Below are 24,918 nucleotides of genomic sequence, written 5' to 3'. Positions count from 1 at the left end.
CCTATTCACTCACCTACATCACAACGCCAGCAAGCTGATATGGATATTGAGGCATATCCGGTTTACATTGCTTTGGTGTTGTCCGATGGAGAGTTAGCAGTGAGTATTAATTTTAATCAGAAAATCAGAGGCACCAGAGTCTTTCACAATGGTGCGCTCTCACGTCCTCGCCCCCTTAATGAGCCTGATAAAGTTGCATTGCAAGGCAGTTTTGAAAGTGATCGCGGGCGGATTCTTAACTCTGCCGCCATTCGCCGCTTACAACAAAAAACTCAGGTATTCCCGTTAGAAAGAAATGCCGCTGTACGCAGCAGGCTCACCCACTCTCTTGAGGTACAGCAGGTCGGGCGCTATATCACCCAGCTTGTTTTTCAGAATCTGAGTAAAGAAGAACGCGAGCAATACAAGCTAACTGATCTTGAACGCCAGTTTGAATCCATCGTAGAAATGTCCTGTCTGATGCATGATGTCGGCAACCCTCCTTTCGGCCACTTTGGTGAGCAGGCCATTAACGATTGGTTCTCGCGCAACTTAACCTCATTAGCGCTTGGTGAAGACGATAAACCAAGATTAGATTTGCCTCCGGAAGTGCGTCAGGATCTCTCTAACTTTGAAGGCAACGCTCAGGCGATTCGCTTAGTACATACTCTTCTTGCCCTTAACCTTACCTACTCTCAGGTGTCGGGCATTTTTAAGTATACCCGCAGGGCAGATACCCCTGCGCCTAAACATCAAAACGATGAACAGAAAGCCGAACTGGAAAACTACAACTACCTGATGAAAAAGGTCGGCTACTACATGAGTGAGCACCGCTATGTAGAATCGCTGAAAACCGTGTTATCTATGGACTCTCACTGCCGTTCTCCCTTCTCATACATTATGGAAGCCGCTGATGATATCTCTTACGGTATCGCCGATATTGAAGACGCTGTTGAGAAAGGCATTCTAACCGTTGAACAACTAAGTAGCGTATTAGATGAAGAGTTTCAAAAAGTAGCGGCTGAATACAACCTTGATGATAAATCGGCCATGAAGAGTATTGTTGCTGTCGCCGAAGCAAGCGCCCGAAAAGCTGAAAACTGTGCCGACAGTCAGTTCTTTATTTCTTTACGGGTAGAGATCAATAAGCGTTTACCACAGCATGCCTGCCAACAGTTCATAGACAATATCGAACAGGTTTTTAACGGCTCATTTAACCGCGCTCTAATTGAAGACCAAAGCGAAAACCATGCAATTGTGAAAACCCTTAAGAATGTAGCAATGAACTACGCCTTCTGCGATCCCGATGTCGAAAAAAGTGAGCTTCAGGGTTACACCATTATTACGGGGTTACTGGAAGCCTATAAGCCGTTGTTGCTACTCGACAGAGCCACTTTTGCCGATATCAAAACTGCCCCGCTCTACGAAAGAAGGCTGCACAAAAAACTGCCTAACAAGCACCTCAAAGCCTATGACATTGCAATGAAAACACTGCAAGAAGAGAAAGGCACAAAACCGGATATCGCTTTTCTGCCATACGATTTTGATGATGATGTCTGGGAGTTCTACTTCCGCGTACGCCTTATTCAGGACTACATCAGCGGTATGACAGACCAGTTCGCCTATGATGAGTACCGCGCACTGCGGGTGGTTGATTGAGTAGATTTAAGCTCTAAAACCTTGTTTGTTTAAGCGCTAAAGTGAGAGATTATGGAAAACATAGATATGTTCAATGTAAAAATTATTGCAGCCTTAATTGGTATAATCGGAATACTGATAACGGCAATACTGAGTAGCTTTGGGTATTTATATAAAACACAACTAGATACGAAAAAAAGCGCGAAAAGAGTACTTTATCAACTGTTAGAAATACGTTACTCGATAATACACTCTCTATATGATCCAGAGGATGCTACCAATGCGTATTTTGATCACGTAGAAAAAAGGGCTAGTCAGCTTGGAGATTTAGATGGTTTCTACAAAAGTAAGCAGTTTGCCTACGATTTAATCAACACTCACTTTCAAAATCTTGTCGATGCAATGAGTACAGATATACAAAAAAATTATTGCCTCCATTTGAAGAAGCTCTATTAGAATTTGCCTCCGTAAAACCTGTGTTGGCCTATAAACTTAGAGGCAAGGAGAAACTTTACGCCTTAGTATCGCATACAAATAGTTATCGCCAAAACTGTAAAAAAGCAATAGAAAATCAAGTAGAGGAAGAATGGTTTAAAGAAATACTACATAACAGTTCAGATAACCTAAAAGAAAATAACATATCTGAATTAATTGATTCTTTAGACCAAGATATACTGCTTTTAGCTGAGCATTGTGGCAGTAACGACTTTAAGGAATGCAAACAGGTTTTAACCGAGAAGAGGATTAAACCAGATGAAATCGACTTTTCAGATCTAGATAAGTTTTTAGATGAGTTAACTACAGAGATATCAAATGCAGCTCAGGAAGTTCATCAGAGTCAATCCTCTAGCTGAGACTGAGCCCGACACTACTATCTTTCATTTCACCAGTTCATATATCACATTAGCACCTAACAAATACCCGAAGACTATTTGGAATAAAGAAAAAGGACAAACGACCTTTATTACCCTCCCCCAAAACCAGAGAGCCTCAATTGAGGCTCTTCGTATATTTAGACTTAGAACATACCGTTGCTATGTGCCATTTTCTCAGGGATTTCCTGAATAACATCCCAGTGCTCTACTATTTTGCCGTTTTCAATGCGGAACAGGTCGTAAAATGCTGTGTTTACTGAACTGTCTCTTTGAGCATGGCAATCAGGCTTTTTGTCGGGTGGCCGATTAATGTGCTTAGCTGTTTTTTGTCATCAAACAGGCCGCCTTTTGATGCACCAACATCTGAGTTTGCCAGCAATGCCACCAGTGGTTCAGGTAGCCCTGCGCCGATAAGAGCTTGTTCAAACTCGTTTTCAGGCAGGTTTACATAAGGCACCTCTTTGCCCGCCACCTGACTAACTAAGGCTGCAAGCTCTGTTAGCGTGTAAGACTCATCTCCCGCTAACTCATACACTTTTCCGGCCTGTGGGGCTTGTGCGGTAAGCACGGCCGCGGCTGCTTCAGCATAATCTTCTCTTGCAGCGGAGCTAATTTTTCCCGCTTCAGCACTACCAATAAAGGCACCATGTTCAACAGAAGCAGGAACACTCGCCAGATAGTTCTCTGTATACCAGCCGTTGCGTAGCAGCACATAAGGCACTCCGCTCTGGCTTAGCTGTTTCTCAGTTTCAATATGTTCTTCAGCCAGCGCCAGCGGAGATGTATCTGCATTCAGCAAGCTTGTGTAAGCCACGAGTGATACGCCCTGCTCTTTTGCTGCATCAATAACGTTTTTGTGTTGCTCGGCCCTTTGCCCAATCTCACTCGATGAAATCAGAAGCACTTTTTCAGCACCTTTAAATGCGGAGTTCAGCGTTTCCGGCTTTGAGTAATCGGCTTCACGAACTTGTACGCCTAAATCCGCTAAGTCACTTGCTTTTGCAGGTGTGCGAACCGCTGCAATGATGTTTGAAGCATCTACTTTATTGATTAAGTGTTTGATAACTAAGCGGCCAAGTTGACCCGTTGCGCCTGTAACTACAATCATGTTTTGTTCCTCGTGTTCATCTCTGTTTTGTTGAGACCACTATATCGTTTCCGGTTTGATTAATAATTACCTGCAAGATAAACTCATCGTTAACTCTGGCTAAACTATGTGAAAATAATGATCTCGATTGATGACATGATGGTCTTTACCAAGGTGGTGGAAACTCATTCTTTTACTAAAGCGGCGGAGCAACTCGGTGTCGGTAAGGCGAGGATTTCTCAGATAGTCACAAAGCTGGAGCAGAATTTAGATACCCGCCTGTTGCAGCGCACCACACGGTCGCTGTCGCTGACGGAAGCCGGGCAGAGTTATTACAACAAGTGCCAGATGATTCAGGACTTGGCCATGCAGGCCAATACCGAGGCGCAAAAGTCCGCCAGCATACCAAGCGGGTTAATCCGGGTTTCAACGCCAATAGGCAATGCGGCTTACATCCGCCTTTTTAGCCAGTTTCTCAGTCAGTATCCGAAAATCCAGTTGGATATTATTGAGAGTGACAGTTACAGCGACTTGATTGAATCACGTTGTGATATTGCTATCCGCGCTTCGTCAATGCTTGAAGATTCCAGCCTGTATGCCACTAAAACCAGCGAGTTTACTGATATTCTTTGTGCTTCACCTGAATACCTGAAACGTTTTGATGAGCTTAAATCAGCAGAAGATCTGCTTAAACTGGACTGGGTAACACACCAGATAGTACACGGTGACAAAGTACTGACGTTAAAATCGGCTCAGGGTGATGTCATTAAGCTAAGCAAAAAGCCTAAGGTGCTGGTCCGCACCTCCAGCGCACTAAAAGAGTTTCTTTGTAATCATATGGGGTTTGGCATTATGCCCGACTTTGCCGTAAAGGATGAGCTGGCAAGCGGCAAGCTGGTCAGGATCCTGCCCCATGTACACAACACTACCATTCCTATGTACGCCGTTTATCAAAACAAAGCCCATATGCCCCTGAGAATACGGACGTTGATTAACTTTCTAAAGCAGGAGGGGGGTGAGGTTAGGTAGGTGGGTAAGCAAGTCAGGGAACATATTTCATTACAAAACTCTGCTTTTATCATTCAGCATAAAGGGCGATAAATAACCGCCCTTTCACAATCTCAGCAGAATTCAGATAAACGAGTAATAAGATTATGAGTGATATCCTTAATACCATTCATGAAACAGCAACAGGTTTGCATAAGCAGGGGAAGCTGGATAAACAGACATTACGCCAGTTTGATGCAATGTGCCTTACTCCGGTTAATGAATTTGATGCGAATGATGTTAAAGCCCTGCGAAGCCGTTTTAATCTTAGTCAGGCCGTTCTGGCGGAATACCTGAATGTAAGCACAAAGCTGGTGCAAAAATGGGAACAGAATGTAAGCCAGCCAAAAGGCGCTGCACTCAAACTCCTCTCTCTTGCTAAGAAAAAGGGTATTGACGCTATTGCCTGACAGATAAGGTAGACGCTTTACTCGTATAGATTGCATTAACACATCATTAAGTTTTTTGTCCCTGTATAGTCGATCAAAAATCCATTCTCTCCTTTTATCAGGCACCTGCCTTCCACCATAAACCCTCCGGTTACCTACCGATAACTTAAAGGTAACCTCCGCCATGATATAAATCGCCGCACTAACCCCTGACGGCACATTTATTCGAAGGCAAAGGAACCATATATGAAGTTAAAAAATATTCTCGCAATTCTGGCGGGCTGCGGAGCGATTTTCGCAGCAATCGTTGTGTTGGATATTTTGCAGCCCGAACCGGTTGAAGCTATTGAGAAACCAGAGGTAAAAACACCGGTTTCCGTATTAAAAGTAACCCCCGAAAACCATAAATCCAGCCTGACGCTACTGGCAACCACAGCAGCACGCTGGCCGGTAAAACTTAAGGCATCCAGCAGTGCCCAGCTTGCGTGGCTGAATCCGGACATTGAACCGGGAGTGCTGGTAACAAAAGGCTCTTCACTGGCAAAGCTAAATACCAGCGCCCTTGAATCTAATCTCGCTCAGGCAAACAACAGCGTTAAGCAGGCTGAACTCAACCTGAAGCAGGCACTGCATGAGCAGACCGTAGCCCTGAAAATGTTATCACCAAGCAACAGCTCGCCTTTTGCCCGTCGTGAACCTCAGGTGGAAGCCGCAAAAGCCGCCCTTGCTCAGGCAAAGCAGTCGTTCACCAGTGCAGAAACCCTGTTGAAGGAAGCGAATATTGAAGCTCCGTTTGATGCGGTGATTCTGTCGCGCAATGTCAGCCCGGGTGAATGGCTGGAAGCGGGTCAGGTTACCTTTGAACTGGCGGCCAGTGACTCTCTGGATGTAAAACTTCCTGTTTCTGAAACCAACTGGCCGCAGGTTAAATCTGCATTAATGGATCCAGCTCTTCAGGTTGGCAACCGTAGCGGAAATCAATGGCCGGCAAAGGTTCGTTACATTGCACCTCAAGCCGACTCCACCAGCCGCCAGAGAGAAGTGGTGCTCTCTGTCAGCCAGCCTTATCAGGGTAATAACCGTCTGCTGCCGAATCAGCAGGTGAAGGTAAACATCAGCCTTGGACAACAGCCGGAAATTGTCACTCTGCCTTTAAGCGCCCTGACCCGCGACGGCTATGTCTGGACTATTGATAGTCAGGACAAGCTACAAAAAGAGTGGGTAACCCTGACCGGCCAGTCAGCTAATCAGGTTTTTGTACGATTTGAAAAACAGAGTGATAAATCGCGTCAGGTGGTGGTCTATCCGTTGCTCTCTATGCTGCCAGGTAAGCAGATTGCCCCGCAACCGGCAAAATTGCTGATGGCTAACAAGGAGGCTAACCAATGAGCTGGCTGACAAAGTGGTTTATTGATAACCCGGTCGGAGCCAATCTGCTGATGCTGGCTATTATTACCAGCGGCCTGATGTCCTTTGGTCAGTTGCGGGTTAAGTCTTTTCCGCAGATTGCACCCTCTTCCATCAGTATCAATGTCGCTTATCCGGGTGGTACGGCTAAGCAAATTGACGAGAGTATTACTCAGCGAATCGAAGAGTCTCTCAGCGGTGTTGCCGGCATTAAGAAGATAACCAGCCAGTCCAGTGCCGGCTCGTCCAGCATTACCGTGCGAAAGACCAGCGATACCGATCTGGATAAGCTGCTTGATGATGTGCGTAACCGGGTTAATGCCATCAACGGCTTTCCCGAGCAGGCGGAAAAGCCTCAGGTGGTGCGCAATGAGTTCACTAACCTTGCTGCTTTTGTCATTGTCTCCGGGCCGCGCAGTGATGAAGAGCTTCAGCCCGTTGCAAGGCAGGTAGAGCAGGCTCTGAAAAACAATCCCGGTATCTCTAAGGTAACGAACTGGGGCAGCCGTGACCCTCAGTTACTGATTGAACCAGACCCTGCACAGCTTAAAAAACTGGGGCTTAGCCTTGAGGATCTGGCCGGAAAAATCAGCAGCATGTCACTGGAATCACGCACTGGTGAGCTGGTCAGTGATAAAGGCCGTATGGTTATCCGTGGTGACGGTTATGCCGATGATATCCAGAAACTAAAAAATCTGGTTATTGATTCAAGCCCTGCGGGAACCGTGTATCTTGGCGATATTGCCAAACTGAGCCGCAGCTACGAAGATAGCGGTGCTATTGTGCGTAATAACGGTATTAATGCCATTGCCCTGCTGGTCAGCACCAGCCAGACCGATAACCTGCTTAAAGTGAGTGACGCCATCGAGCAGACTCTGGAAGAAGAAAGCAAACTGCTGCCGGCAGATATCGAGCTGGATACCATGGCGGATATGGCGCCTTACATTGAAGAGCAATTGTTCCGTCTGGGTGACAATGCCTGGCAGGGGCTGTTGATCGTATTGATTCTTCTGGGTATTTTTCTGGAAGTGAAACTGGCCTTCTGGGTGGCAGTCGGTATTCCTGTTGCCCTCGCCGGTACTCTTGCGGCTATGAAGTTGGCTAACTACAGCATTAACGACATTACCCTTTTCGGCTTTATTCTGGTGCTGGGTATTCTGGTGGACGACGCCGTAGTAGTGGGCGAAGCCATTCATGAACAGCGTGGCAAACAGAGTAGCGGCCGCAAAGCCGCATGGCATGGTGTTCACTCGGTATCCGTGGCAACGGTATTCGGTGTGCTGACTACTATCGCCGCCTTCTCGCCTATGTTGTGGATTAATAACGACTTTGCCAAAGTACTGGCTGGCTTCTCTGCGGTGGTTATCTTTGCTCTGGCGTTCTCACTGATTGAAAGTAAGTTTATTTTGCCGTCGCATCTGGCTCAGCTATCAGTAAGCAAGCCGTCTAAAGGCATTTTATTCCGCATTCAGTCTGCGGCTCAGGGTGGCCTCGACTGGTTTAATCAGAACATCTATAAACCGACTCTGGAAAAGGTGCTGGATTACAAACTCGCTTCTCTGCTGGGTTTTGTCGCTGCCATTGTTCTGGCTTACGGTATGTGGTCGAACGGCACAATCCGCAGTGCCATGTTCCCGGAAATTCCCGGTCGTTATGTTACTGCGAAAATCGAGCTGGAAGATGGTGCTCCCCTGCCATTGCAGAAAAAGGCACTTGATCAGGTGGAACACGCTATGACAGCGGTTGAAAAGAGCCTGATGCAAGAGTATCCGCTAAGTGAACCACCTATCGTCAACCTGTTGGCATGGTCTGACGGTTACGGCGAAATTGAGATAACGGCGGAGCTGACCAGCGAAGCACTGAGTACCCTGCCTGCTAACCTGCTGACAGATAGCTGGCGTAGTCAGTCGGGCGAGATTGAAGGAGCCTACTCTGTTCAGTTTAATGCGGCTGAAGCCCCTGCAGGCGGAACTTATATTTCTGTTTCATCACGGGACAGGGATCTAGCCAAACGTGTCAGCAGTCAGTTAGCAGACAAGCTGACGACCCTACCGGGGGTTTCTGATGTCTATGACGATGGCAAAAGCGGCCAGCCGCAAATTCGTCTGATTCTGAATGAGTATGGCCGCCAGTTAGGTCTGACGCAGGATAAGCTGGCACAACTTGCCGGTGAGGCATTTGGTGAGCGGGAGATCCACCGTCTGCTTGAGCAGGGGCAGGAGATCAAAGTTCTGCTGAAATACCCGCGTTCAGAGAAGAAAACCTTAGCTCAGCTAAAACAGAGCACGGTATTACTGTCGGAAGGCAAGAGCGTTCTACTTGGTGATATTGCGATCTTCCATCATGAGCAAGTACCGGAAACCCTGTACCGTCGTAACCGCGAACAGGTTGTTAACCTCTACTGGCGGCAAAACCGCGATATTCAGGCTCCTGAGCAAACCATGGAGCAGCTAGACACAAGCATTGAGACCTTGCAGCAGCAATACCCCGGTGTACGCATCAAAGCAGGTGGTGAGTTTGAAGAGATTAGCGAAGTATCCGGCGGGTTCCGTTCCGCTATGGTTCTCACCATTCTGCTCATCTATATCCTGCTTGCTGTGCCGCTTAAGTCTTACTGGCAGCCGTTTATTATTATGGCGGTGATACCTTTCGGTTTTGCCGGTGCTATTTTCGGCCACTATCTGATGGGATTGCCTATCAGCCTGCTCTCTATGTTCGGTATGATGGCCATGACAGGGATTGTGATTAATGACTCGCTGGTACTGATTACCCGCTTTAACTCTGAGTACCGCAGCGGAGTGCCGCTAAAGCAGGCTCTGGTGACTGCCGGAACCAGCCGTTTACGGGCGATATTCCTCACCACCATTACTACGGTATGTGGTTTGCTGCCACTGCTGAGTGAAACGGCAGAGCAGGCTCAGTACCTGAAACCCGCTGCGGTATCGCTGGTGTTTGGTGAACTGTTCGCAACCGCCGTTACCTTGCTGTTGATTCCGATCCTGCTGGGCATTGTTACCCGAAAAGCACCAGCTCCGGCAGAGGAGTCACTGGTATTGGAAGAGGCATAAAGCAAGGCTTTTGAACTATAAAATCAGGGGACGCAGTTAGCGTCCCCTTTTAATTAATACCTGACCTCCAGCTTAGGCCACTTCTCCAGCCAGCCCTTTGTATCTACCCTTTGCTGAAAAACCTCTCTGCTGCGTTTCGGGTTATAAGTGATATGCCCCTGAAACAGACTGTCAAAACCATATGCCGCAATACACTCAATCTGCTTTTCATCGCTCAACCTTATAGCAACCGCCGTCTCTTTCTCCGGCCAGTAGCTTAAGGCGTCCAATGTGCTGCTGTAGGGTTTATCGCCATTTCGCACATGCATCAGTGCCTGATTGCGCACCTGCCAGTTTAGCTGCGGCATTAACTGTTTAAGCTGCTGTTCATAAAGCAGATACTGCTGTGGATTCTGCTCCTGCCGGTCAAAATAAACTACATCTACATCATTCAGATTGGTTGCTGACTGCCGCGAGTGCAGATAATCCCACACCAGATTACGCACAAAACCCGCGCCGATATAACAGTCCGGCAAACTAAGCTGACGAACAACTTCAAGCGCCTGACTACGCAGTTTGTCTTGCGAAACTAAGTGGATGATGGTGGTTTGATAAGTATCTTCTTTTGCCATAATGCCCTGTTATCCCAGAATCTGTCCGAGCTGACTAATTAAGTTTCGAACCTCAGGCAAATACCTGTCTTCATGATGAGTAACCAACCATTGATCATGGCTTAGGGTTTCAATTACCTTCCCCACCCTTTGCAGCTTAGGTTGTTCATCCCCGATAAAAGTTGGTAATAGTGCAATACCTTGTCCGGCCAAGGCTAAATCCAGACTATTGCGGGGCACGCTAACCTCACAAATCGCATTAGTTCCTATATGTTCATCCAGCCATCTGCCGGAAGGAACATCCGCCAGCACTTTTATCCAGTGCTGTATTGAAGCATCAACGGCATAAGGGGCAAACTCCACTCGTTTAAGCCTGCGACAGACCAAATGCTCTTCAACTGGCCGCTGATTTCTTATCCCGATGACAACTTCCCGGTGTGAAATATCTAAGGTTTGCTCCGTAGAAATAAAACGCAAGCGGGCATCATTTAACGTCGCTGAAAGCTTATCCACATTTTCAATCAGCCGCTGGGTTGTCCATGTACCTGCAGATATCTTAACAAGCGGTTTTTGTTGCTCAGTCGCAGGCTGAACCAGCTTTGCGATATCCGATTCTATTGCGGTTAAACCGTCAAGAAGTGTTTTTCCCTCAGCCAGCAACTCATAACCGCGATCATGCCGTTTAAACAACTCCCTGCCTAAGCTCTGCTCAAGGGCAATCATCCTTCGTCCCAGCGTAGCAGGGCTCCGGTTACAGGATTTTGCCGCTGCTGATAATCCTCCTTCCCTTGCAACACTAAGAAAAAGTTGTAGATCACTCCAGTCGACACTCACTTCACTCACCTCAGTCATTTCATTTATGAAAAGGCCTTACCATTTCATTTTATTGATGAAACAAGCTTCACCTGTAATCCTTGTCTGTGTCAACAACCTCGACTGGCAATACGCCCTTGCATCACAATTGACGGGGAAACAAAATGAAAACTGAATCAAAACGATTAAGACAAGCAGACAAAGAGCAACAGTTTTATCAGGAGTTTGGATCCGATGATATTTTCCGCTTTTACGCTCAGCTTAAAGCTGTTGCAGGATGTTGTGCAGGACTGAAGTCTTTCTCCTTAAAAGTACTTTGCTCTCCAACCCGCTTGCGGAGTAGAAGAGTTAAGAACCTGCCGGAGCCGAGTTAACGGTTTCAGCCACCCAGAACTCGTTCTCTCTTGACTGAATCCGCTCGGCGAGGAAATCCACCAGACAGCGTATCCGGGCAGTACGGCGCAAATCCCGGTGCAGCAGTAACCACATGCTGCGGTAAGGTAGAGGCTTCTGAAACGGAGCCCGCACCAGATCAGGATGCCGGTCACCAAGGTTACAGGCCAGATAGGCCATGCCCAATCCGGAGGCTGCAAGCGTAATTAAAGGTACCAGTTCAGACACTCTGTGTTTTAACTGCGCTTTGGGATAGTAACTCTGGCGCAGCCACTTTGAAGAGGTTTCACCTTCCGGTTCATGCCAGCCGATAAAGTGCAGCCCTTCTCCGCCATTATTTTGTATCTTCTGCGCATACTCTCTTGTGCAATAGGCTGCCTGAGACATCTGCACCAGCCTTCGCCCGACGATATCGCCACTTACACTGTCTGCTATACGGATAGAAACATCCGCTTCACGTCGGGTCAGATCAGCAATCTCATTACCAAACTGCAGGTTAAGGGTGATCTCGGGGTAGCGTTGTGAAAAGGCGGTGAGATCATCCATTATTGAGGTCATCGCCAGTCCGTGAGGCATTGACAGGTAAACTGTCCCTTTGGGTTCTGCATCCCTGCCGACAATCATACGTGATGCCGAGGTCATCTCCTCTTCCACCCTTTCAGCATAAGGCAGAAGTTCTTCACCGAGCTGAGTTAGCACCAGCCCCTGTTTAGAACGATCAAACAGACGGCTGCCGATACGCTCTTCCATCACAGATAGACGGCGGGTCATTGTGGTGTGATTAACATGAATACTCTCTGCCCCGCCCCTCAACGTTCCAGTGCGGACTACGGCTAGAAAAAATTTCAGATCATCCCAGTTAAATGCGTGGCTTTCACTTCCCGACATGCTGCTTACCTTGGTTCATTTTTGAAACACAATGTTCACTTTTACCCGGATACAACACATTTTTCAACCATGTTAATTTTATCTCACTTGTTCAGTCACACCTTAGGAGAGAGAGATGAGTTCTATTCAGACTGTTTTTATTACCGGTGCAAACGCCGGACTGGGTTTTGAATCTGCACGCCAACTGGCTGAGCAGAAAGGTATCAAGAAGATTTATTTAGGTTGCCGCAACCTTGCCAAAGCCGAAACAGCCAAATCAAAGCTGGTTGCCCGGACAGGTAAGGACATTTTTGAGATTGTGATCATTGATGTGTCTGATTCTCAGTCGGTACGCAACGCAGTTAAAAACCTTAATGCGCCGATAGACGCAGTGATTCTCAACGCTGGTGGTTCCGGAGGTAAAACACCCAACTCACTGACCAAAGATGGCGTAACCACTATTTTTGCCGCCAATGTACTAGGCCACACTATTTTTGTTGATGAGCTGCTAAAGCGTCAGATGATTACTTCTACAGTGCTTTACGCCGGTTCAGAGACTGCCCGTGGCGTTCCTAAAATGGGCGTCGCTAAACCAGATTTAGTTAATTACTCAAAAGATGAATTTACCTCGGTTGCTAACGGTAGCAGATTCGCCGCTAACGCTGACCTTATGACCGTCTACGGCACAATTAAACTGACCGCCACCCTCTGGATGTCATCCATGGCACGCCAGTATCCTCATATCCGTTTCGTCACCATGAGCCCCGGCGGCACAACAGGCACTAACGGCGCGGATGATCTGCCCTTTGCTAAGAAGTTGTTCTTTAAGTATATCGGTGGCCTGTTTATGCCGATTCTGGGCATGATGCACAGTGTTGAGAAAGGCGCAAAACGCTATGTTGACGGCCTGTTTGATCCCAGATTCGAAAGCGGCAGCTTCTACGCCAGCCGTCAGGGCGCACCAACTGGTCCGGTAGTCGATCAGGTGTTTATTGAACCCGCTTTTGGCGACAAACAGGCGCAAGATAATGCCCGCTTTGCCATAGAGCAGTTCTCATAATTACTCAGTCAGTTATTAAAAGGAAAAAACTATGCAGTTTACTCTACAGATACTGGTCATACTGACCACTTTTATGCTTACCATGTTGGGTGTTATGTCCATGTTTGCCCCAAAAAAGATGCTGGCTAATTTTGCACTGGAGCCAGTGGGCAAGGCTGGAATGAACACAGTTCGCTCCGTTATCGGCGGCTTTTTTCTGGCAGCGGTCACTATGTTGATGTTTAGTCAGATCACCAGCCAGACTCTTGGTTACATTCCCGTCGCCATTATGATGCTGGCCGTCGCTATCGGCCGCGTGGTCGGCCTTGTATTGGATGGGGCAGATAAAGCCGTTATCCCGCCTCTATTGCTGGAGCTGGTTATTGCTGCTGTGCTGATAGCCGCTCATTATCAGGCAACATAAGTTAGCCAAAGTTAAAAACGAAAGGGCTTTCCACACTGCCGGAAAGCCCTTTTTTATTTGCTGTTATCTCACCGTCATTTTACAACTTAAATCGGGCTACTATCTCTGACAGTTGATTGTTAATGTCAGCAATCTCTTCTGCACTGGCAAGGGCCTGATGTCCATTACTATCCAGCTCTCCGACTATTTCGTTAATTGTTGACATATTCCGGCTAAGCTCCTGAGTAACACTACTCTGCTCTTCAGCTGCTGTTGCAATTTGGGTACTCAGGTTATTTATCTCATCAACATAGCTTGTCATCGTCCCTAAACTATCCGCTACGTTGCCCGACTCTTCCGCTGTCTCTTTACAACGATGTTTAGTATTTTCCATCGATTCAACAACAGCCTGAGAACCTTTTACCAATCGGTTCAGGGCAACTTCGACCTCTTCTGTGCTGTCTTTTGTTCTGCTGGCCAGATTACGCACCTCATCGGCAACAACCGCAAATCCGCGCCCTTGCTCTCCTGCCCGCGCTGCTTCTATTGCTGCATTCAGGGCAAGCAGGTTGGTTTGTTCAGCGATATCTCCTATAACTGCCAAAATAGCATTTATACTCTGTGTTTCATCATTCATCTTCTGTACGTTATCTGAAGATTCTTCCACGTCTGAAATCAGTGTTGATACTGTTTGTTGTGATCTTTCTACCGTTACACGAGACTCATAACTTGTCTCGTTTGCCTGATTTGTCAGGCTGGCAGTATTTGCAGCATCTGTTGCCATCGCACTTGCTGTGGCGTTCATTTCTTCAATAGCAGTAACAATCTGCTCCGTCTCAGACACATGCCCCTGAAGAATGGAACTGTTCCTCTCAGACTGCTCTCGCATAAGTCCTACATTAGACTGTAACTTTGTCGAAGCTATCTGTATCTCTATCATCATGTTTTGTAAGCTTTCGATAAACAGGTTTACTCCCTGCGAAATCTCTCCAAGCTCGTCATTAGATGTAACTTGTAATCTTTGCGTCAAATCACCGTCTCCCTGAGATAAACCAGATATTGTCTCTTTCAGAGCCAGAATCGGTCTGTATAAAACATGTATCAAGGCAAATGCAATTAATGCGCTCACTATGGCCGACAGTAGAACAACCATTATTGCGTTGTTTTTCGATTCTTCCAGCTTTTCAAATGCCACGGCTCTGTCCAGTCCTATGGCGAAATACCAGTTCTTATCTCCGGCATTTATGCGGTAAGAGAAAAGAATTTTTTCTTCACTGTTGTACTGATAGTCAATAACTGTACTTTTGTTGTTCACCACTTCAGCAACAATATCCCGAAACCAAACATAGGAGTTCGCAGTGTTTCCAACCTTAAGATCTCCCAGTGAAGATGCCAATACGGTTGTATCCTGATTGAGTATTACAGCAGTCGCTCCGGGAAAATCAGCCGCTACTGCGACAAGATCATTAAGAAACTCCAGTTTCATATCTACCGAAATTGTCCCTCCTTTGATCTTTTCGATAATGGTCAGCCAGTAGCTGCTTCCTGATCCCATATAAGGCTCAGTCACAGTTACATCTTCAGCGCGTCGTCCTTCCTGATACCATTTCCTCTGCTTAACATCACCATTGAACTTATTGTCCGGCCAGTCTGCCGCACTCTGATTCCAATAGGCATCACCTGATTCAAAAGCCAAAACTGCACTATTCAGATTCATTGCATTCGCTAAGAACTTAGTTTGCTCAATAATGTCAGCCTCATTTCCCTTTAGTTGTTTAAAACGAAACTGATCAGCCAGCTTATTGATGCCTCCTACTTTTTCATTAATCATTGTTTCTACAATCGCAGCTTTAGCCTTAGCAAACCCCTGACTTTCGCTTATGATTGAATCAGTTAACGCTTTTTCTTCCTGTGAATACAAGATTAAGCTGGAAATAGTCACCGATAAACTCACCAGTAATACCACTGATAAGACTAGTATTTTTTTTAATCCGAGATGTTTCATATACAATTATCCTGTCTAAGTAACTGTTACTTTGACGTTGATACAAATAAAAATTAAAAAAGGTTGCATAAACAACAATCCCATCCAACAAACCTGACAAAGTGCCATCCTGGCTATTAATATAATCAATGACTTAGTATGCTATTTTAAGCTTCACGTTTTATCTAATTTATTCTAATTAAAAGAGCGCTGAGTAATTGCTTTTTGAGAACACTCTTCCTTGAAATTAATTTAAAGTTTGAAACTCCTTTTATTATTTAAGCAACTTAATGTCAGGCCAGCGCCTGATAACCAAACGCCGGGCCTGAACTATTTTGGGTTAATTACCTGAGAACCTAAACTTACCCAGTGAGGTGGCAATAATCTTATTGGCCATCAACTTATGCATGGCAGTTGTAGGGTGAGTTATTCCCCAGAAAACGAACTTATCTGAACCATGATATGCACAATCATTGGTTAGGCTATGTGATAGCAAGTAATCACGCGCTGAGCTGCGGTTGATGTCTAGGCAAGGCTCAGACACCACTTTGAAACCATGTTTTTCAGGGTTAGTTGTCACGTCTTCAAATAAGTTATAAGCATCAAACAGAACCATATTCAGATGAGGATACAGGTTTGCCTGCTCACGAATAAACTGATTGAAAGCCAGAATTTTGTTCTTAACTTCAATTGCTTTCTCATTACTTGAATACTTAAACTGAGGCGCTTTTGTTGCATCAGGTAGTGTCAGAAGTAAGATGTTTTTAGCTCCTGAATCCACTAAGCGGGTTAGTGCTTTGATGTAGTCCGCTTTTGCTTCATCCACGGTTCGGTCATAGTTCATAAAGTCATTCAGACCAAACTCCATGGCATACAGAGTGTTTTCCGGCTTATAGTTTTTTGCCAGTTTTCGGTAGACAAGATAGGATTCAACCTGATCTTTAACCCCCGTTAACTCTATGTATTTATTACTTCCGGCAGCACCACCTACTGCCCAGTTGTATACCGGAATATCCTTGTCTCTGGCAATGTACTCAGTCCAGACAAATCCATTGGTAAAGTGGCCTAAAAACCATGAGTTACGGTTAGGGAAAAGCCACTGCGAACCATTAAACATGTTTCCGGTGTCAGAAAGGCTGTCGCCGAACACTACCATTTTATTTATCTCTGAAGGCTGACTAGCTTTGTCGTTTGTCCATACAGAGTGGTTGTATGAAAGACGGTTATCGGCCGCAAAGAAAGTGATATCTGCGGTAGCATGATCTACGCCAAGGGTTTCTTTACAACGTTGCATAATCGTGCTTTGGGCAACATCGGTGTAAAACATGTTCTTAAATGATACTGACGACCACCAGTACCCATCTAATGTGAAGTAATTGCCATCACTATCAAGTGCCCACTCCCAATCACTGGCAGAGTCATCATGAGAAGTGTGTGGGCGATACCAACAGCGGACATAGGTATAAGTTTCTGATTCCTGTGCGCTGCTTACCTGAGCGGCGGAGATGGCCTCCGCAGTTAAAGGAGTTTCCTGCGCATAAGTAAACGTGCTGCCAAGCAGGGCTAACGAAGCTAATAATTTAATTTTCATTTTTTACCGATTCTTAATTAATAAATATGGTGAATGCAGCTCTTCCGGAACAGAAGAGCCGCTTTGCCTTTACTAAACCTGTGGTGGTGCTATCAGACTCTTAAACGTATAGGTTGTGCCTCTGGTACTGCTGCCATCAGCTGATGTTGCATCTTTATCAAAGGTCGCCATTGCTCCCGTCAGTTTCGACAGGCGCACGTTGTCAAACACGGTGACAGGTTCACCACCTTGACTAGGGTAGATATTTTTCCCTTGCACGATTTCTATAGTCAGCTTCTGGTTCTGATCCGCCGTTCCTTTCAGGTTAGAACCATCAATATGCACCTCCAGCTCTTTCCAGTAACTTGACATACTGTCCCAGTATTGTTCAGGACTGAACGTTACTGCACCGACTACCGTATGCCCTGCCAGCAGACGAATACTTAGAGTCGACTTTATAAGGGTTTCATGTGCGATATTGATCTTCAGCTTATAATCCGCTGAAGTATCAATGAGTTCATGATGCAAGGTATGTGATGCTTCTTGCCCACCAGAAAGGCGCAAAGCTTTACTTCCGTGACCATTAATTTTCTGTCTGTCACTGAAAGAGCTAACTCCTCCAGTTCCAAGCCAGTCCTGAACATACCTATAGTTACCATTTTCAAAGGATGCATTGGTAAGGCGTAACTGTTCTTCTTTACCCTTATCCTTAACTGGCTGCTCTACAACAACCTGTTTATCGGTAAGAGTCAGCCCCGGTTCAAGGTGAACTTTACTACTGTCAGAAAGAAGAGTTTGCAGATAAGCGTGAACCTCTTTACCGGTAAGCGTTTTATCACCAAACTTCAGACTACCCTGAGCATCTGCGGCAATTCCTTTGATCAGGTCAGCTCTATTGATATACGAATGGTTAATTTCAGAGAAATCGAAACTAGCCAGCGTCCGGCTGTTACCTTGTAATCTGACATGCAATCCGTCCTTAGTACTGCCCATCCAGACTTTAAGGCCATTGCTGTTAACCGACTCCAGGTTTAGGGACGGGTTGCCATCCTTATCCAGATAGTGAGTAAAACCGGATGGAGAGAACGGTGTATTACCAGTCAAGATATTACTGATCTGCTCAGCGTTATCAGTGATGTAGGTATTGCCATTTGCTTTTATGGCTAACTTAGCAGGCATACCTTTAATAAATGACGAACGGAACGTTTTTCTTGATACGATGGTTACATCACTTAGTCGGTCACCCGAAGACATAAAGGCAATATCTTTCATATCCGCATAGTTCAGAACCAGAGTATCTCTATCCCCTTCCTGGGCACCTGTAGTAAAGTCAACAAAAACGCTACGGCTGTCATCACCCAGCACCACAGTATCACTGCCGGCTCCGGCAACAATAGTTGTAGAGACCGGATTGTCGTACGACGTACGTCCCTTCCATTTGCGGTTGGCAAGAATAATATCGTCTCCCGCCCCTGCATCTATACGATCAACGCTGTTTCCTGCAAAACCGTCAGCAACAATAATGTCATCCCCTAGCTTGCTGTTGATGGTCGCCTGCTTAGACTGGCTTTGAATAATACGATCATTTACCGCAAGTTCATGGCCTTTCAGAGAGTTTACAAATGTCGATAACTTGGTATTGAACTGAGCCATATCGAGGTTCTTCTGGGTACTCAGCAGATTAATTTGAGGGAAACGCTTCACAAAGTTACTACTTAACTCTGCTAGCGTTGTTTTACCGGCTGAGAACTCGCGACCGAACTGAACATCAACAATAACATCCTGTCCCTGCTTATTTTTTATAACCAGATTATTGTCTTTATCCAGTGCAAACTGAATATCATTGATGTCTTTGATACCACCAAGGCGAAGTACATTATTAATGCCTGACTCATCGATACGGGTAACTGAACCCGCTGATTCATAACCAGCAGAAAGCTGAACTTTCTCATTCGCTTTCAGATTAGCAAAATGCCCTTGAGTATTAATTACAAGCTGATTATCAACAACCGAAATCAATCCATTGTTGCTTACATCTTTACCTGCACTGTCTTTCAGTGTCAGCCCTGATAATAGGGTGAGTGCAGACTTATCAACGCCAAGTACATTCAGGTTATGTTTACCCGGTTGTAGGGTTTTCATTCCCTGACCAAAGTCGACCATAATGGTCACTTTTCCTTTGGAGTCAGCCTGAGCAACAATAGAGACTGAACCACTGTTTACAGGCCCCATTACAGTATAGAGGTCTGAACCTTCACCGCCTATCAGAGTGTGAGTTCCCTGACGGGAAACCAGATGATCATCACCGCCCATGCCGAACAAAGTATCACTGCCACCCTGAGCAACCAATGTGTTTGACCGGCTGCTGCCTGTCAGTACATCACCGCTATAGCGGGAAGCGAAGACGTTATCAAAGTTATGCACCAGCCCTGTCAGACTGCCGTGAATCTGACCATTTTCTAAGTTCACTTTAACGGCACCTTTTTGGTATCCGCCAAAATCGAGGATATCCTGACCACCTGAACTTCTGAACTGGCTGCCATCCGCCGCTGAGTTGACTTTGACCTTATCATCATGCTTTGAAGTAACGATATCGGCCTGACGCTCAAGGTTGGTTACATAGGTCATTCCTTTACCAAGTGCAGAAGCATCAAGGGTTGTTGATCCTCTTACGCCCGATGCAGCAGAGTCATCTAGTACTACAGACTCTATGCCATCAACCGCAACCATTCTGTAGTTTTTATTGCCATAAGAGTGACCATAAAACTGACCGAACTCACTAAGAGATTTATGACCATGATCAACAAGGTAATAGGCGTGGTACTTGTTATCTAAAGAATCATGGTTAGTATTAATGTTCTTAAGAACTAATGAGTCGTAGCCATCACCGCCTTGTATCGCATTTTTATAAATAAAGTTATTGTGAAAGTCGTTTACATGACTACTGTCCGCTTCAAGAACAATCGTGTCATTGCCATCCCTTGCATCGACTGCGGCAAATCCACCAGATCCAATGCGGATCATATTGTCCTGACTGTCACCGTAGATATTAGCTAACGAAGAACCAGAAAGTTGTACGTCTCCGTTTTCGAAGTTTTTCACCCAATCAGTACTTGAGAATGAAAGGTACAGTAATGCCTCTACTTCATTACCATTCGATACATTGGCTGTACGGTGATCCCCTGACCAACTTACCACTGAGTCGGAAATCCCTTTTATAGAGAACTGCCCCTGATGAACTGAGCCATCTGCGTTCTGCTTATAGATTCGTTCACCGTCAGTGTAGTAGCGGACACCGTTTCCGGTATTAGCTAACTGCCACAACTGATGCCCTTTGGTCGCTTTAACTAAATCGGCATAGCTGCCTATAGATGACGATCCACGGCTCATCAATGACTCAAGCTGAGCCGACGCTTTTACCCCATCGCTACCGGTAAAGTAGCTAGTCAGGTTAGACGGAGCACTTGCTGAGTATTTAGCTGTATCGACAATGCAGTCTTTTCCAAGACCAACACCAGCCTGCTTGTTTTCCAGATCAAGGTGCACACCACCTAACTGATGCTGCATTTGCCCTGAGCGCAGCGAAATATGGTCACCATTGCCAAAGTTCACTTTAAGGGTATCTTTACCTGCACCACCATCTGCAGATTTATCAATTGCCGGCTGGAAGTTAACAATATCATCGCCATCTCCACCGTAGAACTCATCAACACCAGCACCGCCATCCAGATAGTCATTACCTTTACCACCATCCAGTTTACTGTTGCCTTTGGCGTCGATGATAATATCGTCACCGCCTTCACCGTAGAGATTACGATTACCGCCACCAAGAATCTGGATAAGATCATCACCATTCATTCCGTGATAGTCGCCATCCTTATAACTTGTGTCGACATAAGCTTTTTTCAGCTCATCAAAACTCTTCTTAAACATGCCATCGCTTAATAAACGAAGTACTTTTTTGACCGGCACTTTGTCATGAGCAGAATCAGAACCTTCTACACCTGCACTCTGGGAATCAACAACATATTCGAAGATGTCGTAGCCTTGTTTCTTAAAGTCATCTGCCAGCACATCAACATGCTTTTTAAAGGCATCGGATTCAACCAGTTGAGTGAACTTCTCGTTCACTTTCTCTGCTTCCGTACGGTTATCAAATAGTTTGGAGAAATGTTCTATCGTAGACTTAATAAACTCAACAGCCACAGAAACCATATTAACGGCAAACGACAAGGCGGTGCCTGCTCCCGGAACAAACTCCAGAGCTAAAGCCACACTGTTTAGAACGACGTTAACCCCGTCTAATGCAGCCATGGTGCCGTACACAGCTGTACGACCTGTATTTCCTGATTTTCTTGCCTGATCAGCCGCAATTGCATTCTTAGCCAGTGACACTGAAGACATACCAATTGCCAGCATATCGCCAATACCAGGTGCAATTTTCACAAAGTTTTTTGCTGCCGTATTCGCTACACCTTTAGAAGTGTGCTTCACAATCTGAGTCGCTATCGTCTTCGAGCCTTCGACAACACCTGATGTGATCGTTAGTGCTCCTGATGCTGTCATCAAATCAAATTGAGCCTTTCGGGCCTTATACTCACTTTCTGAGATAATGCCTTTTTCGTACAAGTCATGAATTTTATCGACATTATCCTGAGCCCATACAGCAGTATATACACCACCACCAGCAGTTGTCAGAGGGCCACCAACAGCCCAGACTTTCTTACCATATTTGCCTGCTTTTGATAGTAAGTCCTGACCTGGAGCGTTCTTGACATTCATCTCTTTGATAAAGCTATCAGACTGATCTAGGGCATTTTGAATACGATTGAGCGCTTTTTGCTTTGGAGAAAGTGTCGTTTTGGTGATTATTTTTCCATCCAGTTCAATTTCTACTGGCGGATGACGCTTGGCAAATAACTTTTCGAAAGAGTCAGTTTTATATTCTGAAGGAAGATTATCAAACTCTTCCAGCGCTTTACTCAGTTCTGTTTCTATATTGAGCGCTCTGGAGGCATCTTTGAACTCGCCCCACTTGCCTTTTAAATCCCACCCGGAACTGGCTACTCCTTTAACTGTTTTACCAATTGCAGTATGTGTCTTGTAATCTGCCTCTTGTTTTAAACTGTTGACCAGATTTGATAATTCACTGTTGTTCAGTTGAACCTTACTAAACTTATCCTGGTCGATTGAGGAGGCAGAAGACGGAGCTTCATCACTGCTCAATACTTTATCGAATTGATCAAACTGCTCGATCACTTTTTGATCGGTTTTAAGCAGCGCTACCGCATCAACGGCATCTTTGCTTACGCCATTCTCTTCTAATGCAAGCTCCATTGCCTTAATCGCCAAATTGGGATCAAGACTGTCTTTGCCAGAGGTTACAGACTCTGTCACCGCCTGAATTAAAGCTCGGTTAAAATGCTTCTGAAACGACGCCTGAATAGCATTGTTTAAACTACTTGAACTCATATTATGAATACCTTGTAGTAGGGTTTCTGGCTTCCTTACACAAAAACACCATCAACTTAAGAACCCTTATCCATTTGGGTTAACGAAACGTCATTCACACAAAATTGACGCGTTACACGCGGCATTTTTAGGGTAAATAACAAAGCAAGATCAACCTCCGGCTTGTTTTTTCCACAAGCCTGAATATATTCCACCTTTGAGAATCAGTTCGTCATGTGTGCCTTGTTCAACAATATCCCCTTGATCAATCACCAAAATCCGGTCTGCATGACGAATGGTGTTCAGGCGGTGCGCGATACTGATTACTGTCCTGTCTTGTGATATTTCACTCATGTTGGACATAATGGCCGCCTCTGACTCATAGTCGAGAGCGCTTGTAGCTTCATCAAGTAACAATATTCGGGGGTTGGTAAGTAATGCACGGGCAAGGGCGACTCTCTGCCGTTGACCGCCGGAAAGGCGGCTGCCTTTTTCGCCTACCTGACTGTCGTAACCATCAGCCATTTCACGGATAAAACCATCAGCACCGGCAATGGTGGCAACCTGCACTATCTCTTCTATGTTGGCATCGGGGCGGCAAAGACTGATGTTTTCAGCAATGGTGCCGGAAAAGAGAATACTTTCTTGCAGAACAACACTCATGTTGCGCCGAAGTGCTACCGGATCAGCAATAGCCAAATCAATTCCGTCAATTAGAATATGCCCGTTCTGAGGTACATACAGGCGCTGCAGTAATCGGGTTAAAGTGGACTTTCCTGAACCGGAAGGGCCTGTCACACCTACAAATTCACCAGCCTTAATATCCAGATTCAGATTACGCAGAATCTCTTTTCCATCTTCACTGTAACGAAAACGCACATTGGAAAAGCTCACTTCTCCGCTCAACTTTGGAACAGATGCTAAACCCGAAGAGCCGCTTTCAGTCTTTTCATCCAGAATGTCACCGACCCGCCGAAGAGAAATAAGAGTGTGTTGAAAGTCCTGCCAGACCTGAGCGAGCCTTAAAATAGGCTGCGTAACATGACCGGATAGCATATTAAATGCGACCAATTCGCCCGCACTTAACTGCCCTTCCATAACAAGAGTCACTCCCCACCAAAGCACCAGTGCAGAAGTCAGCTTCTGAATCAAGCCAATTCCCTGTCCGGCCCAAATACCAACCACTTTTGCCTTGAATGCGGCCCTGATAAAGCTTGCCAGCTGTTTCTCCCAACGCTGAAGAAATTTTTCTTCTGTCGCTGTGGTTTTAATTGTCTCAATCCCGGTGACAGATTCAGCCAAAAAAGCCGTATTATCTGCCGAGAGTTCGTACTCTCTGGTTACGCGCGCTCTCAAACCTGGTCCGACGGCAAGCCAGAATACGAAATACAGCACCAATGAACCTAAAACCAGCCAAGTCAGCTTAGGGGCATAGCTGAACATCACTGCGACAAAAAGAGCGATAAAAATTAGATCCAGCAACATGGTTAATGCAGAGCCCGTGAGGAACTGCCGTATCTGATTCATCTCCTTAACCCGGGCGATAATTTGCCCGGTCTGGCGCTGCTGAAAATAGTTCAGTGGAAGAGCAATTAAGTGCTGATACAACCGGGCGGACAGTTCAGAATTTACTTTACTGGCTAGATTAGAAAACAACCAAGAGCGTATAAAGCCATATACTGGTTCAAAAATAGCCAGCATCAGCATCGCAAAACCCAAAACTTCCAGACTGGTTAGACTTCGGCTTACTAATACTCTGTCAATTACATTTTCAAACAGCATTGGAGTAACCAGTGCAATAAGCTGCAGCATCAAAGATACTATCAACACCACTTTAAACTGGCTTGCATGCTTACGGATGGAGGGCAGGAACCACTGAAAACCAAATTTATGAGCCTTATGATGCTCCTTAACCACAGATATAAGGATGCTCTCCCCATCCCAATACTGGCTCAATAGTGTCTTCGGATATTGCCGGCTACTATCGGTGGCAGGATGGTAAAGAGTTACTCTTTCTTTACTTACACTTTTCAGCACCAGCCAACCCTGGCTTGTGTTCAGCAAAACCGGAGTCGGTAAAAACTCCAGACGTTCAAAGTTAGTGCTAATTCGTTTCGCCCGAAGCCCAGTCCAGCGGACAATACGACACAAATCATCACCGCTGACCTTTTTCCCGGCTTTGCCCAGTTTGTGTGCCAACTGCTCTGGTTCAACGGAAAGATTGAAATGACCCGCAACATAAGTAACAGCCTGCATGGCTGTTTCTTTCTGACTCATCTCTATTTTTTCAGTAAGGCTTTCGCAAACAGCAACCATAA

At 45.8% G+C, this 24,918-nt stretch carries 18 protein-coding genes and 1 pseudogene; 10 read left to right on the top strand and 9 right to left on the bottom strand.

Annotation, left to right across the window (positions count from 1 at the left end; translation table 11 throughout):
- Positions 1–39: 39 nt before the first annotated feature.
- Genes dgt through PK654_RS05700 form a run of 3 tightly spaced genes read left to right on the top strand, consistent with a single transcriptional unit; the run spans position 40 to position 2,471 of the window.
- A complete protein-coding gene (gene dgt, locus PK654_RS05710; RefSeq protein WP_271698243.1) occupies positions 40–1,638 on the top strand; it encodes a dGTPase in 1,599 nt (532 codons plus the stop codon).
- 51 nt (positions 1,639–1,689) lie between these two features.
- Positions 1,690–2,073 carry a hypothetical protein gene (locus tag PK654_RS05705; RefSeq protein WP_271698242.1) on the top strand — a complete coding sequence of 128 codons (384 nt, stop codon included), beginning with the start codon at positions 1,690–1,692 and terminating at the stop codon, positions 2,071–2,073.
- Positions 2,046–2,471: a hypothetical protein gene (locus PK654_RS05700; protein WP_271698241.1), complete on the top strand. Its 426-nt coding sequence runs from the start codon at positions 2,046–2,048 to the stop codon at positions 2,469–2,471. Before PK654_RS05705 ends, PK654_RS05700 begins: the two co-directional genes overlap by 28 nt.
- 164 nt (positions 2,472–2,635) lie before the next feature.
- On the opposite strand, the pseudogene PK654_RS23000 reads toward PK654_RS05700, so the two are convergent.
- Positions 2,636–2,746 (bottom strand): annotated as a pseudogene (locus tag PK654_RS23000) (nuclear transport factor 2 family protein); the annotation flags it as partial.
- Positions 2,746–3,600 (bottom strand): SDR family oxidoreductase, encoded by an 855-nt coding sequence (locus PK654_RS05695; protein ID WP_271698240.1) that lies wholly within the window; start codon positions 3,598–3,600, stop codon positions 2,746–2,748. The gene PK654_RS05695 and the pseudogene PK654_RS23000, both read right to left, overlap by 1 nt.
- 117 nt (positions 3,601–3,717) lie before the next feature.
- On the opposite strand from PK654_RS05695, the gene PK654_RS05690 reads away from it, so the two are divergent.
- The 4 genes from PK654_RS05690 to PK654_RS05675 all read left to right on the top strand — a co-directional run bounded on the left by PK654_RS05690 (position 3,718) and on the right by PK654_RS05675 (position 9,490).
- Complete coding sequence (locus tag PK654_RS05690; protein WP_271698239.1) at positions 3,718–4,608, top strand: LysR family transcriptional regulator; 891 nt, start codon at positions 3,718–3,720, stop codon at positions 4,606–4,608.
- Positions 4,609–4,733: 125 nt separating this feature from the next.
- Positions 4,734–5,036 (top strand): helix-turn-helix domain-containing protein, encoded by a 303-nt coding sequence (locus tag PK654_RS05685; protein WP_271698238.1) that lies wholly within the window; start codon positions 4,734–4,736, stop codon positions 5,034–5,036.
- Positions 5,037–5,261: 225 nt separating this feature from the next.
- The gene (locus tag PK654_RS05680; protein ID WP_271698237.1) at positions 5,262–6,404 is read left to right on the top strand and encodes an efflux RND transporter periplasmic adaptor subunit; all 1,143 of its coding nucleotides are present in this window, start codon (positions 5,262–5,264) and stop codon (positions 6,402–6,404) included.
- The gene (locus PK654_RS05675; RefSeq protein ID WP_271698236.1) at positions 6,401–9,490 is read left to right on the top strand and encodes an efflux RND transporter permease subunit; all 3,090 of its coding nucleotides are present in this window, start codon (positions 6,401–6,403) and stop codon (positions 9,488–9,490) included. Before PK654_RS05680 ends, PK654_RS05675 begins: the two co-directional genes overlap by 4 nt.
- A gap of 53 nt (positions 9,491–9,543) precedes the next feature.
- Here the strand turns inward: PK654_RS05675 and PK654_RS05670 are convergent, their stop codons facing one another.
- Together PK654_RS05670 and PK654_RS05665 are read right to left on the bottom strand one after the other, a co-directional pair.
- A complete protein-coding gene (locus PK654_RS05670) occupies positions 9,544–10,101 on the bottom strand; it encodes a nucleotidyltransferase family protein (RefSeq protein ID WP_271698235.1) in 558 nt (185 codons plus the stop codon).
- Between the two features lie 9 nt (positions 10,102–10,110).
- The gene (locus PK654_RS05665; protein ID WP_271698234.1) at positions 10,111–10,914 is read right to left on the bottom strand and encodes a LysR family transcriptional regulator; all 804 of its coding nucleotides are present in this window, start codon (positions 10,912–10,914) and stop codon (positions 10,111–10,113) included.
- 143 nt (positions 10,915–11,057) lie between these two features.
- On the opposite strand from PK654_RS05665, the gene PK654_RS05660 reads away from it, so the two are divergent.
- The gene (locus PK654_RS05660; protein ID WP_271698233.1) at positions 11,058–11,267 is read left to right on the top strand and encodes a hypothetical protein; all 210 of its coding nucleotides are present in this window, start codon (positions 11,058–11,060) and stop codon (positions 11,265–11,267) included.
- On the opposite strand, the gene PK654_RS05655 is transcribed toward PK654_RS05660, so the two are convergent.
- Positions 11,242–12,174 carry a LysR family transcriptional regulator gene (locus PK654_RS05655; protein ID WP_271698232.1) on the bottom strand — a complete coding sequence of 311 codons (933 nt, stop codon included), beginning with the start codon at positions 12,172–12,174 and terminating at the stop codon, positions 11,242–11,244. The genes PK654_RS05660 and PK654_RS05655 overlap by 26 nt on opposite strands.
- Positions 12,175–12,289: 115 nt before the next feature.
- Here PK654_RS05655 and PK654_RS05650 point away from each other — a divergent pair, with 115 nt between their 5' ends.
- Together PK654_RS05650 and PK654_RS05645 are read left to right on the top strand one after the other, a co-directional pair.
- Positions 12,290–13,213, top strand: coding sequence for an SDR family NAD(P)-dependent oxidoreductase (locus PK654_RS05650; RefSeq protein ID WP_271698231.1), 924 nt, complete (start codon positions 12,290–12,292; stop codon positions 13,211–13,213).
- A 31-nt stretch (positions 13,214–13,244) separates the two neighbouring features.
- Positions 13,245–13,616 (top strand): DUF4345 family protein, encoded by a 372-nt coding sequence (locus tag PK654_RS05645; RefSeq protein ID WP_271698230.1) that lies wholly within the window; start codon positions 13,245–13,247, stop codon positions 13,614–13,616.
- Positions 13,617–13,695: 79 nt separating this feature from the next.
- On the opposite strand, the gene PK654_RS05640 is transcribed toward PK654_RS05645, so the two are convergent.
- The 4 genes from PK654_RS05640 to PK654_RS05625 form a co-directional block, all read right to left on the bottom strand.
- A complete protein-coding gene (locus PK654_RS05640) occupies positions 13,696–15,600 on the bottom strand; it encodes a methyl-accepting chemotaxis protein (protein WP_271698229.1) in 1,905 nt (634 codons plus the stop codon).
- Positions 15,601–15,919: 319 nt separating this feature from the next.
- On the bottom strand, positions 15,920–17,170 hold the full coding sequence (locus tag PK654_RS05635) for an SGNH/GDSL hydrolase family protein (protein ID WP_271698228.1): 1,251 nt from the start codon (positions 17,168–17,170) through the stop codon (positions 15,920–15,922).
- A 72-nt stretch (positions 17,171–17,242) separates the two neighbouring features.
- On the bottom strand, positions 17,243–22,621 hold the full coding sequence (locus PK654_RS05630) for a hypothetical protein (protein ID WP_271698227.1): 5,379 nt from the start codon (positions 22,619–22,621) through the stop codon (positions 17,243–17,245).
- 150 nt (positions 22,622–22,771) lie between these two features.
- On the bottom strand, positions 22,772–24,916 hold the full coding sequence (locus PK654_RS05625; RefSeq protein WP_443088726.1) for a type I secretion system permease/ATPase: 2,145 nt from the start codon (positions 24,914–24,916) through the stop codon (positions 22,772–22,774).
- Positions 24,917–24,918: the final 2 nt, after the last annotated feature.

Source organism: Vibrio sp. SCSIO 43137 (assembly GCF_028201475.1).
Lineage (GTDB): Bacteria > Pseudomonadota > Gammaproteobacteria > Enterobacterales > Vibrionaceae > Vibrio.
Note: the sequence above shows the minus strand (reverse complement) of the source record. Positions and strands in the feature narration are given on the sequence as shown.